This is a genomic window from Pseudomonas sp. MF6394 (assembly GCF_002018845.1).
Taxonomy (GTDB): Bacteria; Pseudomonadota; Gammaproteobacteria; order Pseudomonadales; family Pseudomonadaceae; genus Aquipseudomonas; species Aquipseudomonas lactis.
In genome coordinates this window covers 1-13689 of the sequence record NZ_MVOJ01000028.1, presented here as the reverse complement: position 1 = coordinate 13689, position 13689 = coordinate 1, and the positions used below count along the sequence as shown (strand labels likewise).

The window sequence follows — 13689 nt, the reverse complement described above, 5'->3', positions numbered from 1 at the left end:
CACACCAGGCAGACAGCCCAGAGATACCGGAACTCAACCGTAACAATTGACCACACAACCGTCAGGAGGAATAACCCTCCTGAATGAATGTGGAGAATGACGATGGATCCTATTTCGATGGCAGCAGGCGCAATCCCGATGATATCGGGCCTTCTCGACAAGGGCCTGGATGTGGCAAAAGGCGCTCTGGACTTGGCGAACAAGCTCGTAGACACGGTCGGCAAGGACGCAAAGGTCGCCGGGGACGCACACCAGTCAGAGGGTAAGTGCAATTATTAAGAAGGTCGTCGAACTGGAAGGCGGATCTGCTCCGCCTTCTCCCCTGCCAAGCCTGCTGCGCACGTCGTGCCCTTTTGCCCGCCTGTGAAAGCCCCACCATAAGTTGTCGCCGCGGCACCTTTATTCAGCAACACCCTCAATTTATCCCAAGCCCCAATGTCCCTTTGACTGCCATCACCAGATTGCCAATACTCATGGCATATTGACGGCCACCCGCATGAGACAAGGAATGCCCCTTTGAAGCTGGAACTCAAGAACAGCTTGTCGGTGAAGTTGCTACGGGTTGTGCTGCTGTCGGCCTTGATCGTGGGTGTGGCGCTGAGCGTGGCGCAGATCGTTTTTGATGCCTACAAGACGCGCCAGGCCGTCGCGGGCGATGCCCAGCGCATCCTCGACATGTTTCGCGACCCCTCGACCCAGGCCGTGTACAGCCTGGATCGCGAGATGGGCATGCAGGTGATCGAAGGTCTGTTCCAGGACGACGCTGTGCGCATGGCCTCTATCGGCCACCCCAACGAGACCATGCTGGCGGAAAAAAGCCGCCCTTTACAGCAGTCCCCCAGCCGCTGGTTGACCGACCTGATTCTTGGTCAGGAACGCTCCTTTACCACTGCGTTGGTGGGCAAGGGCCCCTACAGCGAATATTACGGCGACCTGAGTATCACCCTCGACACCGCCACCTATGGCCGAAGTTTCCTGGTCAGCTCGGTCATCATCTTTATCTCGGGGGTATTACGCGCCCTCGCCATGGGGCTGGTGCTGTACCTGGTGTATCACTGGATGCTGACCAAACCGCTGTCGCGGATGATCGAGCACCTGACCTCGATCAACCCGGACCGCCCCAGCGAGCACAAGATCCCTCAGCTCAAGGGCCACGAACGCAACGAACTGGGGCAGTGGATAAACACCGCCAACCAATTGCTCGAATCCATCGAGCGCAATACCCACCTGCGCCACGAGGCCGAATCGAGCCTGTTGCGCATGGCCCAATACGACTTCCTGACCGGCCTGCCGAACCGCCAGAAGTTGCAGGCGCAACTGGACAAGATCCTCACGGACGCTGGCCGCCGGCAACGCCGTGTCGCGGTGTTGTGCGTGGGCCTGGATGACTTCAAGAGCGTCAACGAGCAGTTTACCTACCAGGCCGGCGACAAACTGCTGCTGGCCCTGGCCGACCGTCTGCGCGCCCACAGCGGCCGCCTGGGTACGCTCGCCCGCCTGGGCGGTGACCAGTTCGCCCTGGTGCAAGCCGATATCGACCAGCCCTACGAAGCCGCCGAACTGGCGCAAAGCATTCTCGATGACCTGGAGGCTGAATTCGCCCTCGACCACGACCTGATCCGCCTACGCGCCACCATTGGCATTACGCTGTTCCCGGAGGATGGCGACAGCACCGAGAAGTTGCTGCAAAAAGCCGAGCAAACCATGACCCTGGCCAAGAGCCGCTCGCGCAACCGTTACCAGTTTTATATCGCCAGCGTCGACAGCGAAATGCGCCGGCGCCGTGAATTGGAGAAAGACCTGCGCGATGCGCTGAGCCGTGAGCAGTTGCACCTGGTGTACCAACCGCAAATCAGCTACCGCGACCATCAGGTGGTGGGCGTGGAAGCCCTGCTGCGCTGGCAGCACCCTGAGCACGGGCTGGTACCGCCGGACTTGTTTATCCCGCTGGCGGAACAGAACGGCACCATCATTCCCATTGGCGAATGGGTGCTGGACCAGGCGTGCCGGCAATTGCGCGAATGGCATGATCAGGGTTTCACGGCGCTGCGCATGGCCGTCAACCTGTCCACCGTGCAACTGCACCACACCGAGTTGCCGCGGGTGGTCAACAACCTGATGCAGATCTATCGCCTGCCACCGCGCAGCCTGGAGCTGGAAGTGACCGAGACCGGCCTGATGGAAGACATCAGCACCGCCGCCCAGCATCTGTTGAGCCTGCGCCGCTCCGGGGCACTGATCGCCATTGATGACTTCGGCACCGGCTATTCCTCCTTGAGTTATCTCAAGAGCCTGCCCCTGGACAAGATCAAGATCGACAAGAGCTTCGTCCAGGACCTGCAGGACGACGACGATGACGCAACCATCGTGCGTGCCATTATCCAACTGGGCAAAAGCCTGGGCATGCAGGTGATTGCCGAAGGAGTGGAGACTGCCGAACAGGAGGCCTACGTCATCTCCGAGGGGTGCCATGAGGGGCAGGGTTATCACTACAGCAAACCGCTGCAGGCCCGGGAGTTGACGGCTTATTTGAAGCAGTCAGAGCGCAATAACGCCGTGAGCCTTTGAATTTACACTTCGATACTCAATATTTCCCGCGTATAAGCCTTTACACAAAATGCAAATCTTTCGCATTATGTCGCAGCGTTTGCGCTCCCCGCGCGCCCTATCAACAACCGAAGCAGGATGTTCGCCATGATTCGTATGCCCCTGGCCACCGCCAGTCTGCTGGCCATTGCCATTTCTCTCGCCGGTTGCGGCGAAGGTAAAGACAAGGCCGCCGCGCCCCAGGCACCCGCTGCCGCCAGCACTACCGCACCGGCGGCTGCCCCGGCAGGCCAGGTCGACGAAGCGGCCGCCAAGGCCGTGGTCGCGCACTACGCAGACATGGTGTTTGCGGTGTACAGCGACGCCGAATCCACCGCAAAAACCCTGCAGACTGCAATCGACACCTTCCTCGCCAACCCGAACGACGAAACCCTGAAAGCGGCCCGTACCGCCTGGATCGCCGCGCGCGTACCCTACCTGCAGAGCGAAGTATTCCGCTTCGGCAACACCATCATCGACGACTGGGAAGGCCAAGTTAACGCCTGGCCCCTGGACGAAGGCCTGATCGACTACGTCGACAAGTCCTACGAGCACGCGCTGGGTAACCCCGGTGCCAACGCCAACATCATCGCCAATAACGAGATTCAGGTGGGCGAAGACAAGGTCGACGTCAAGGACATCACCCCGGAAAAACTCGCCAGCCTCAATGAGCTGGGCGGTTCCGAAGCGAACGTCGCCACCGGCTACCACGCCATCGAATTCCTGCTGTGGGGCCAGGACCTCAACGGCACCGGCCCAGGCGCGGGCAACCGTCCGGCGTCGGACTACATGACCGGTGACGGTGCAACCGGCGGCCACAACGAGCGCCGCCGCACTTACCTGCGTGCGGTCACCCAACTGCTGGTCAGCGACCTGCAGGAAATGGTCGACAACTGGAAGCCCAACGTCGAAGACAACTACCGCGCCACCCTGGAGTCGGAACCGGGCACCGACGGCCTGCGTAAAATGCTGTTCGGCATGGGCAGCCTGTCTTTGGGCGAGCTCGCCGGGGAGCGCATGAAAGTGTCCCTGGAAGCCAACTCGCCGGAAGACGAGCAAGACTGCTTCAGCGACAACACCCATTACTCGCACTTCTACGACGCCAAGGGCATCCGTAACGTTTACCTGGGCGAATACACCCGTGTTGACGGCACCAAGCTGACCGGCGCCAGCCTGTCGTCCCTGGTGGCCAAGGCCGACCCGGCAGCCGATGCAGCCCTCAAGGCTGACCTGGCGGCCACCGAAGCGAAGATCCAAGTGATGGTTGACCACGCCAACAACGGCGAGCACTACGACCAGTTGATCGCCGCGGACAATGAAAAGGGCAACCAGATCGTGCGTGACTCGATCGCCGCCCTGGTCAAGCAGACCGGCTCGATCGAAGCCGCTGCCGGCAAGCTGGGCATCAGCGACCTGAACCCGGACAGTGCTGATCACGAGTTCTGATCAAGCGCAGTTGAAAGAGGCGACCTGCGGGTCGCCTTTTTCATGTGCGCAATAACTGCTGCACCCGTCCCTGTGGGAGCTGGCTTGCCTGCGATCCAGACAACTCGGTGATTCAAGCAAACCGAGTCGATACCTTCGCAGGCAAGCCACAGTTGACCGCGCCCGGCCACACACTCCACGATGCGAAGCGAGCCGCTCTTGATCTGCTTTTGATCTTAGGCGCCCCGTCAAACCACGCTGGCCGGAATTCGACAGGGATTTGGGGGGTAAACCGGCAGGGATGCCGGTTTAGCCGCCCCGCGCCATGGATGGCGCGTGGCGGCGGCCCCCCAAATCACTGGCGGATTACGGGCACACCGAGCCTAAGCGAGGTGCCGAGTGGTGGGGCAAGAGCCCTTTTGGTTACTTTTGGCTGGGCCGGCATTCCGGGCTCTTTTCCAAAAGTGACCCGCTGTCAGAGCGGAACCCTAGGTCGCCGTTACCTAAATAACGGATATGTACCCGGTCCAACTGTGTTGACTGCCAGGCCGCCTTCGCGAGCAAGCCCGCTCCCACAGTTGGATCGTGGGGTGTCAGGTAGATAAGCATCGGCTGTCAGGCCGCCATCGCAGGCAAGCCAGCTCCCACAGTTGGATCGTGATGTGTCAGGGAATCTGCGCCAGTCACGGGAGCAAGCTCCCTCGCCACAACTTCAGCGTCGCTGCGAAGTTGTGTAGACACCAAGCCACCGCAGCCCTTGGTTTACAAGACCTGCACCGCAGGTAGAATGGCGCCTCTGCCCAATCACCCGAGCGAACTTCATGGCGTTGCCGACCCTGCGTATCATCGGTTTCATCATCGGCATCTTCCTGATCACCCTTGCGGTCGCCATGGTGATCCCGATGGCGACCCTGGTGATCTTCGAACGCACCAGCGACCTCCCCTCGTTCCTGTGGGCCAGCCTGATCACCTTTATCGCCGGGTTGGCGCTGGTCATCCCTGGCCGCCCCGAGCACGTGCACCTGCGCCCCAGGGACATGTACCTGCTTACGGTCAGCAGTTGGGTAGTGGTGTGCATCTTCGCCGCCCTGCCCTTTTTGCTGACCCAGCACATCAGCTACACCGACTCGTTCTTTGAAAGCATGTCCGGCATCACCGCCACCGGGTCCACCGTGCTGAGCGGCCTGGACAGCATGTCGCCAGGCATTTTGATGTGGCGTTCGCTTTTGCACTGGCTCGGCGGTATCGGCTTTATCGGCATGGCGGTGGCGATCCTGCCGCTGCTGCGCATTGGTGGCATGCGCCTGTTCCAGACCGAATCTTCGGACCGCTCGGAAAAGGTCATGCCTCGCTCGCATATGGTGGCGCGCTTGATCGTGGCGGCGTATGTGGGCATCACCATCTTCGGCAGCCTGGCCTTCTGGTGGGCCGGAATGGGCGTGTTCGATGCGATCAACCATGCCATGTCGGCGATCTCCACCGGTGGGTTTTCCACTTCGGACGAGTCCCTGGCCCATTGGAAACAACCGGCGGTGCACTGGGTCGCGGTGGTGGTGATGATCCTCGGCAGCTTGCCGTTCGCCCTGTACGTGGCCACCTTGCGCGGCAACCGTCGGGCGCTGATCAAGGACCAGCAAGTGCAAGGCCTGCTCGGCCTGTTGCTGGTGACCTGGCTGGTACTCGGCACCTGGTACTGGTGGACAACCAACCTGCATTGGCTCGATGCCTTGCGTCATGTGGCGCTGAACGTGACATCGGTGGTGACCACCACCGGCTTTGCACTGGGGGACTACAGCCTGTGGGGCAACTTCTCACTGATGCTGTTTTTCTACCTGGGCTTTATCGGCGGCTGCTCGGGCTCCACCGCGGGCGGTATCAAAATCTTCCGTTTCCAGGTGGCCTATATCCTGCTCAAGGCCAACTTGAATCAGTTGATTCATCCACGCGCGGTGATCAAGCAGAAGTACAACGGCCATCGCCTCGATGAAGAGATCGTGCGCTCGATTCTGACCTTTTCGTTTTTCTTCGCCATCACTATCTGCATGATCGCCCTGGCCCTGTCACTGCTGGGCGTGGACTGGATGACCGCATTGACCGGCGCCGCCAGTACCGTATCCGGCGTGGGCCCCGGCCTGGGCGAAACCATCGGCCCGGCCGGCAATTTCGCCACCCTGCCGGATGCCGCCAAGTGGATCCTGTCCCTGGGCATGTTGCTGGGACGCCTGGAGATCATCACCGTGTTTGTGTTGTGCATTCCGGCGTTCTGGCGTCACTGACGGTCGACATTTGCTGCAACCGCGCCCGGTATTCGCCGGGCGTGGCATCGAACCAGCGGCGAAAGGCGCGGAAAAAGTTACTCGGGTCGGCAAAGCCCAGCAGGTAGGCGATTTCCAGCAGGGTCATGTTGGGTTGTGCCAGGTACTGCTCGGCCAGTTCGCGCCGGGTGTCATCGAGCAAGGCCTGGAAGCTGGTGCCCTCCTCCTGTAGCCGCCGCTGCAAGGTGCGCTGGGACAGGTGCAACGTCTGGGCCACCGCTTCGCGCTTGGGTTCGCCCTGGGGCAGCAGGCGGCACAGCACCTGACGCGCCTTGTGGGTCACGCGGCTTTCGGAAAAACGCGCCAGGTATTCTCCGGCAAAGCGATCATGCAGCAGCGCCATGGCTTCATTGGCTGTGGGCAGCGGCGCCTCCATGTCGGCCTGCTCGAAAATCAACGCGTCATAGGGTGCATTGAATTGCAAAGGCGCGTGGAAGGCGTGTTGGTAGGGCGCCAAGTCCGCCGGCTGGTCGCCTTGCAGCAGCACTTTGCGCGGTTGCAGGGTGCGCCCGGTAAGCCAGCCGCACAGGGCCAGAGCGCTGGCCAGCGAGGCCTCGGCGCTTTGACGGGTGGGCGGCAGATGATCGCCATGCACCGTCAGAATCAACGCATAGCCTTCGGGTAAAAGTCGGAAACTCAAGTCAGCGCTTTCGGCGATGATGCGCTGGTAGCGCACCAAGCGCATAAAGCCTTCGGCCAGGGTGTTGCTGGACATCAACGCATAACCGGCAACATGAAACGAGGCAGGCCGTACCACCTTGCCCATGTTCAGGCCAATCGCCGGGTTGCCCGACACCTCCACCGCACGCTGCCACAGGCGGGTCATGGCGTCTTGCGGGAAGCGCGCATCGGGGTCAGTGAGGGACGCATAATCCAGGCCCAACTGCTTGAACAAGGCCCTGCAATCCAGGCCATCCATTTCCAGCGCCTTGACGATGCCCATCGCCCAGCTTGCAGAAGTTGTTCGTTCGCTCATGGCGTCTTCTTATTGAAAGCAGGCTCAAACGGCAGCCAGGAAGCCAAGGATACTAAAGTGGCATCTATTGTCACTGGCTGTTAGCACTGTTCACTCTAGACTCAAATAAGCTCCCCGCCGCGCACCCGTTGGCGGCACAACAACCAGAGGGCCGGTGACCGTGGAAAACATCAAGAAATTCAATAGTTTTGCCGAGTTCTACCCGTACTACCTGGCCGAGCATGGCAACAGCACCTGTCGGCGCCTGCACTTTATCGGCACCACCCTGGTGATCGGCATTCTCGCCTATGCCATCGGCAGAGGCTCATTGGTCCTGCTACTGGCCTTGCCGCTCGCGGGCTACAGCTTTGCCTGGATAGGCCACTTCTTCTTCGAAAAGAACCGCCCCGCCACCTTTCAGCACCCGTTTTACAGCTTGCTGGGGGATTTTGTGATGTACCGCGACATGATCCTCGGCAAGGTGCCGTTCTAAATCCCTTGTAGGAGCGAGCTCGCTCGCGAAGCTCGCACAGACACCGCTGGCTACCTGACGCACCGAGTTATCGTTGACGCTTTTCCCGAGCAAGCTCGCTCCTACAGTCTTTTAGGAGAAAAATGGGCGGGACAATCGAGATAAAAGTCTTTTTGTCATTTACGGTGCTGTATCCTGCCAAGGCTTTTTGAGAGCGCGGAATCACCTGCGATTGAAAAAACAGACCTTGCGAGGAGCGACCACGATGCACGAGATACCTAATCTCCCCTTCCCAAGCCTGCACCCAACTGAGCAGCCAACACCGCAGCAGGCCAGCGAGAAGCAGCCTGAGGCCAAAGAAGCAAAACCAGTCGAGCGCGAAAGCCGGGACTGACGCCGTACCAGACCGTGTGGAAAGCGCGCCTTTGAGCGCTTTCCACACTGCCTGAATCATCCGAGACCTTCACTATGACCACTTCCCCTTCCGACACGCCGGACACCGCTGTACTCGACGCTGCCTTGCAGATGGTCGAAGTCTGGAACCGCCTCAGTGCCGACAAGCAAGCGGCACTGCTCAAGCGCTTTGGCACTCAGGAAAACGCCCTGGCGGCCCTGGTGACCACCCAATTGCTGGCCCCCGCCCACGCTTGATCGGCTTTAGATCTGACGTTTTACATTTTTGCCGCCCTGCCCGGCCTGCGCGCCGGTATCATTAGCAGCCTATCTTTACCTGCTGCGACAGTGGATCTCTCCCATGCCAGATACCCAGCGCCCCATGGCGGTCACGCTGCAAGTCGTTTCCATCGTGCTGTTTACCTTTATCGGCTACCTGAATATCGGCATCCCCCTGGCCGTATTGCCGGGTTATGTGCATAGCCAACTGGGCTATGGCGCCGTTATCGCCGGGCTGGTGATCAGCGTGCAATACCTGGCTACCCTGCTGAGCCGCCCCTATGCTGGCAAAATCATCGACAACTTGGGCAGCAAGCGCGCCGTGCTGATCGGCCTGGTGGGCTGCGGTTTGAGCGGCGTATTCATGTTGCTGGCGGCGTGGTTCTCCAGCCTGCCGGCCTTCAGCCTCGGTTGCCTGCTGATCGGTCGACTGGTGTTGGGCAGCGCCGAAAGCCTGGTGGGTTCGGGCGCGATTGGCTGGGGCATTGGCCGCGTCGGTGCGGCTAATACGGCCAAGGTTATTTCCTGGAACGGCATCGCCAGCTACGGCGCGCTGGCGGTCGGTGCGCCGTTGGGGGTGCTGCTGGTCAGCCAGTTGGGGCTGTGGAGCATGGGCGTCAGCATCATTCTATTGGCCGTGCTGGGCGTGCTGTTGGCCTGGAAAAAACAAGCCGCGCCGATTGTGCCCGGCATCCGTTTGCCGTTCATGAATGTGCTGGGCCGCGTGCTGCCCCATGGTTGCGCGCTGGCGCTGGGTTCAATCGGCTTTGGCACCATCGCCACCTTTATCACGCTGTATTACAGCACCCAGCACTGGGATAACGCGGTGTGGGCCTTGAGCCTGTTCGGTGCCAGTTTTATCGGCGCGCGTTTGCTGTTTGGCAACTTGATCAACCGCATCGGCGGTTTTCGCGTCGCCATCGCTTGCCTGTCGGTGGAAGTGCTGGGCCTGCTGTTGCTGTGGCTGGCGCCGGATGCCCAGCTGGCGTTGGCGGGTGCGGCGTTGAGCGGCTTCGGCTTTTCCCTGGTGTTCCCGGCGTTGGGGGTAGAGGCGGTCAACCTGGTGCCGGCCTCCAGCCGTGGCTCGGCGGTGGGCGCCTATTCGCTGTTTATCGATTTGTCCCTGGGCATCACCGGGCCACTGGCGGGCGCCGTGGCGGCAGGTTTTGGCTTTGCTTCGATCTTCCTGTTCGCCGCCCTCGCCGCTTTCGCCGGTTTGCTGCTGAGCATCTACCTGTACCGGCAGGCGCCCAAGGCCCGCGAAACACGCGACGCCTAGAAGTCGACCTTGCCGCGCCCGGCCTTGATGCTGCCGCGCTTGGTCTTGGACTCCAGGCGGCGTTTCTTCGAGCCCAGGGTGGGCTTGGTCGGACGCCTTTTTTTCTCGACCTTGGTGGCGCTCTGGATCAACTCCACCAGGCGCTCCAGCGCATCGGCGCGGTTCTGCTCCTGGGTGCGATATTGCTGGGCCTTGAGCACCAGCACGCCTTCGCTGGTGATCCGGCTGTCGCGCAGCGCCAGCAAACGCTCCTTGTAGAACTCTGGCAACGACGAGGCCGGAATATCAAACCGCAGGTGCACCGCACTCGACACTTTATTGACGTTCTGCCCACCGGCACCTTGGGCACGAATGGCGGTCAGCTCGATCTCGGCATCGGGCAAGTGTACGTTGTTGGAAATCACCAGCATGGAAAGCGCAAGCCTTGTTAGGAGAGTTAGAGATACGCCCCCTCAAGCCGAGCGCGGTCAAAAATGTGGGAGCGGGCTTGTGTGGGAGTCGGGCTTGCCCGCGATGCAGGCACCGAGGTGTAACAGGTACACCGCGGTGATGCTATCGCAGGCAAGCCAGCTCCCACACAAGCCCGCTCCCACATTTAGCGCAGTATATGGCCTTACTTCACCGTCAAGGCTTGGACTGCGACGGGCTGCTGCGCACGCTTGTTCTTGACCCAATAACACACACCCATGAACGCCACCCACACCGGGATCGCGTACACCGAGCGGTCAATGCCTGGAATCATCAACATGGTGCCCAGGATAAACACCACAAACGCGACACAGATGATATTGCCATACGGGTACCACAGCGCCTTGAACAGCGGCACCTGGCCGATGCGGTTCATGTGCTGGCGGAACTTGAAGTGGGAGAAGCTGATCATCGCCCAGTTGATCACCAGCGTGGCCACCACCAGCGACATCAACAGTTCCAGCGCGTCATGGGGCATCAGGTAGTTCATCAGCACCGCCACCAGGGTGATCGCCGCCGAGGCCAGGATCGAACGCACCGGCACGCCGCGCTTGTCGATCTTCGCCAGGGCCTTGGGCGCGTCGCCCTGCTCGGCCATGCCCAAGAGCATGCGGCTGTTGCAGTAGGTACCGCTGTTGTACACCGACAGCGCGGCCGTCAGCACCACGAAGTTGAGGATATGCGCGGCGGTGTTACTGCCCAGCATCGAGAACACCTGCACGAACGGGCTGCCACTGTAGGCATCGCCGGAGGCGTTGAGGGTCGCCAAGAGGCTGTCCCACGGTGTGAGCGACAGCAGTACCACCAGGGCACCGATGTAGAAAATCAGGATGCGGTAGATCACCTGATTGATCGCCTTGGGGATCACGGTACGTGGCTGGTCGGCTTCGGCAGCGGTAAAGCCGAGCATTTCCAGGCCGCCAAAGGAAAACATGATGATCGCCATGGCCATCACCAAACCGCCGACGCCATGGGGGAAGAAACCACCATGCTCCCACAGGTTGCTGACCGAGGCTTGCGGGCCGCCGCTGCCGCTGACCAGCAGGTAACTGCCCAGGGCAATCATGCCGACGATCGCCACCACCTTGATGATGGCAAACCAGAACTCGGCTTCACCGAAGACTTTGACGTTGGCCAGGTTGATCGCGTTGATCAGCACGAAGAACGCCGCCGCCGAGACCCAGGTCGGAATCTCCGGCCACCAGTAGTGCACGTACTTGCCGACGGCCGTCAGCTCCGACATACCCACCAGAATGTACAGAATCCAGCAGTTCCAGCCCGACAGGAAGCCGGCGAAACCGCCCCAGTACTTGTGGGCAAAGTGGCTGAAAGAGCCGGCAACCGGCTCCTCGACAATCATTTCGCCAAGCTGGCGCATGATCATGAAGGCGATAAAGCCGCAGATGGCATAGCCCAGGATCATCGACGGGCCGGCGGATTTGAGCACCCCGGCCGAGCCCAGGAACAGGCCGGTGCCGATAGCGCCACCGAGGGCGATCAACTGGATATGCCGGTTTTTCAGGCCGCGTTTCAGCTCGCCTGAAGAAGAATGGGGTCCACTCATGAAAAGGGTCTCACGCAAGGTTTGAAGAGTTGAATGCAGGTTGCTGCCTTGAATTACCGACTCAAGCAGCGCCGCTCAAACCCCAGCGCAGGCACCAGGAGTACAGCGTCTTTCTAATGGTCATGCGTCACCTGTTTGTTTTTATCTGTGACGAAATCGAACCCGTCCGGCTCGTGGCCAGGCGGAGTGATCAGGGGGATCAAACCCTGAGGTCTTGGCCTTTTGCGTGGGTACGCAAGGGGGGTCACAGTAAAACGCGGCGCATTGTACACCGCTCGACAGCTTCGGCACGCACCGGGAAAGTGCACAGACGATTCTGTCAGCTAATGCTTACATCATCGCAACCCCCAACAAAGCCAGGACATTTTCGTAAAGCTGTCGTTACACCCCGGAAAACCTGCGTTACAGCCAGACTTCGGCAGCCCTCAACGGAATTCTGTCGGTAGGCAGCATCTGAAGAATCGCTTCAGCCAATGCACTGTTTTGCCTGAATAAAAAAATCCATCAAAAAACAGAAGAAAAAATCCAAATGAAACCGTGTCAATAAATTTTTTGCATTTCGAAACACTCTCTTCTAGGTTCTTTGCACTTGCCCGCGAAGCCCGTGGGTGAGCCGTTCTCAATCAACGTCCTCTAGGAGATACACCATGCAAGCACTGGAAAACGACCTGGAAACCGAACTGCAACTCGACGATTGGTTTGAAGCGCCGACCCATGAGGCCGCCGTTGAAATGATGCAAGCCGATGCCGTTGTGCCTTTTGGCACCGCGATGTGGCCTTTCTAATACCCGGCAGGCATCCGGCAGGCGCTGTGCACGGCGCCTGCCCCCTTACCCAAGGCACAGAAGGACACCCGTCATGGACAAGGCCCGCGCCGTCGAACACTTTCTCTACTACCTTGCGCACCACCCGGCCCTCAGCGGCCTGAACCGTCCCACCGTGTTGCTGGGCCATACCGAGCGCTATGACGCCATCGCCCAGGCGATCACCCACGGCAGCGCCGCCCGCTTCAACTTCCAACTGCAACGCCTGGACCTGGCGCCCAGCGACACCTTGGCACAGGCCATTCAAACCTGTGACCTGTACCTGTTTCTCTACGATTCTTCCACGCTGCCCAACCCACGCGCCGAAGGCCCGGACTTTATCCGCGCCCTGCAAGGCGTGATGGCCGAACACTGGAAGAAATCCCTGCTGTTCAAGGATTACGGCGACTATTTCTACGACACCTTCAGCGTCGAGCCCCAACGCATCGCCGACCTCAACGCCACGCTGATCCGGCGCATGGCCCAGGCCAACGTGCTGAGCTTTACCGACAAACACGGTTCGCGCCTGGAAGCGCCGATGAGCAGCATCAAGAAGTGGACCAATATCAACGGCGTCGGCAACCACGACCTGGCCCCCGGCGAAATCGCCACCCACAGTGAAGCCATCAACGGCCAGGTGCGGTTTGTCGGCACCTTCCTCAGCACCATCCCCTTTGCGCGCAAATACGGCGTGCTGCAATCACCGCTGGAGTTATGGATCGAAAACTCCACCGTTTGCAGCGTGGCCAGTGAGGTGCCGGGGCTGGCGGATGATTTCAACAAGTACCTGAATGCCAACCCGTCCAACCGTCGTGTGGAGGAGTTGGGGATTGGTACCAATGAAGGGGTCAAGGACCTGTATGCGCGCAATGCCGGGTTTGAAGAGCGCCATTGCGGGTTGCACCTGGGCTTGGGTGGCGGGCAGAAAGGCAGTCATCACCTGGACCTGATCTTCGCCAGCGGGGTGTTGGCGCTGGATGACAAGCCGGTGTTTGATGGTGCCTTTGCCTTTTAAGCCCCCTTTCGAAACAAATGAAGCTTCAAATGTGGGAGCGGGCTTGCTCGCGAAGGCGGTGGGTCAGTCGATGCATGCGTCAACTGATACACCGCCTTCGCGAGCAAGCCCGCCCCCACATTGCATTTGCTTACC

12 protein-coding genes are annotated in these 13689 nt (G+C 60.2%); 9 read left to right on the top strand and 3 right to left on the bottom strand.

Annotated elements, in window-relative coordinates; all coding sequences use genetic code 11:
* Nucleotides 1–102 precede the first annotated feature (102 nt).
* The 4 genes from MF6394_RS34195 to MF6394_RS24025 all read left to right on the top strand — a co-directional run bounded on the left by MF6394_RS34195 (nt 103) and on the right by MF6394_RS24025 (nt 6287).
* A complete protein-coding gene (locus tag MF6394_RS34195; protein ID WP_153475495.1) occupies nt 103–279 on the top strand; it encodes a hypothetical protein in 177 nt (58 codons plus the stop codon).
* Between the two features lie 237 nt (nt 280–516).
* Nucleotides 517–2568 carry a putative bifunctional diguanylate cyclase/phosphodiesterase gene (locus MF6394_RS24035; RefSeq protein ID WP_047711652.1) on the top strand — a complete coding sequence of 684 codons (2052 nt, stop codon included), beginning with the start codon at nt 517–519 and terminating at the stop codon, nt 2566–2568.
* 126 nt (nt 2569–2694) lie between these two features.
* Nucleotides 2695–4032, top strand: a complete 1338-nt coding sequence (locus MF6394_RS24030; protein WP_032895564.1) for an imelysin family protein — start codon at nt 2695–2697, stop codon at nt 4030–4032.
* Nucleotides 4033–4832: 800 nt separating this feature from the next.
* Nucleotides 4833–6287 (top strand): TrkH family potassium uptake protein, encoded by a 1455-nt coding sequence (locus MF6394_RS24025; RefSeq protein WP_003193780.1) that lies wholly within the window; start codon nt 4833–4835, stop codon nt 6285–6287.
* Here MF6394_RS24025 and MF6394_RS24020 read toward each other — a convergent pair.
* Complete coding sequence (locus tag MF6394_RS24020; protein ID WP_003193782.1) at nt 6244–7302, bottom strand: AraC family transcriptional regulator; 1059 nt, start codon at nt 7300–7302, stop codon at nt 6244–6246. The genes MF6394_RS24025 and MF6394_RS24020 overlap by 44 nt on opposite strands.
* A gap of 160 nt (nt 7303–7462) precedes the next feature.
* Between MF6394_RS24020 and MF6394_RS24015 the strand changes: the two genes are divergently transcribed.
* The 3 genes from MF6394_RS24015 to MF6394_RS24005 all read left to right on the top strand — a co-directional run bounded on the left by MF6394_RS24015 (nt 7463) and on the right by MF6394_RS24005 (nt 9704).
* A complete protein-coding gene (locus MF6394_RS24015; RefSeq protein WP_003193783.1) occupies nt 7463–7774 on the top strand; it encodes a DUF962 domain-containing protein in 312 nt (103 codons plus the stop codon).
* A gap of 447 nt (nt 7775–8221) precedes the next feature.
* Nucleotides 8222–8404 carry a hypothetical protein gene (locus tag MF6394_RS24010; protein WP_044267771.1) on the top strand — a complete coding sequence of 61 codons (183 nt, stop codon included), beginning with the start codon at nt 8222–8224 and terminating at the stop codon, nt 8402–8404.
* 103 nt (nt 8405–8507) lie between these two features.
* Nucleotides 8508–9704: an MFS transporter gene (locus MF6394_RS24005; protein WP_078467701.1), complete on the top strand. Its 1197-nt coding sequence runs from the start codon at nt 8508–8510 to the stop codon at nt 9702–9704.
* Here the strand turns inward: MF6394_RS24005 and arfB are convergent.
* Complete coding sequence (arfB, locus tag MF6394_RS24000) at nt 9701–10114, bottom strand: alternative ribosome rescue aminoacyl-tRNA hydrolase ArfB (RefSeq protein WP_032895560.1); 414 nt, start codon at nt 10112–10114, stop codon at nt 9701–9703. The two genes, MF6394_RS24005 and arfB, sit on opposite strands and share 4 nt — an antisense overlap.
* Nucleotides 10115–10317: 203 nt before the next feature.
* Nucleotides 10318–11736 carry an amino acid permease gene (locus MF6394_RS23995; RefSeq protein WP_069558754.1) on the bottom strand — a complete coding sequence of 473 codons (1419 nt, stop codon included), beginning with the start codon at nt 11734–11736 and terminating at the stop codon, nt 10318–10320.
* Nucleotides 11737–12383: 647 nt separating this feature from the next.
* On the opposite strand from MF6394_RS23995, the gene MF6394_RS34335 reads away from it, so the two are divergent.
* Together MF6394_RS34335 and MF6394_RS23990 are read left to right on the top strand one after the other, a co-directional pair.
* Complete coding sequence (locus MF6394_RS34335) at nt 12384–12521, top strand: hypothetical protein (protein WP_003175756.1); 138 nt, start codon at nt 12384–12386, stop codon at nt 12519–12521.
* A gap of 73 nt (nt 12522–12594) precedes the next feature.
* On the top strand, nt 12595–13554 hold the full coding sequence (locus MF6394_RS23990; protein ID WP_069558755.1) for a leucyl aminopeptidase: 960 nt from the start codon (nt 12595–12597) through the stop codon (nt 13552–13554).
* Nucleotides 13555–13689 lie beyond the last annotated feature (135 nt).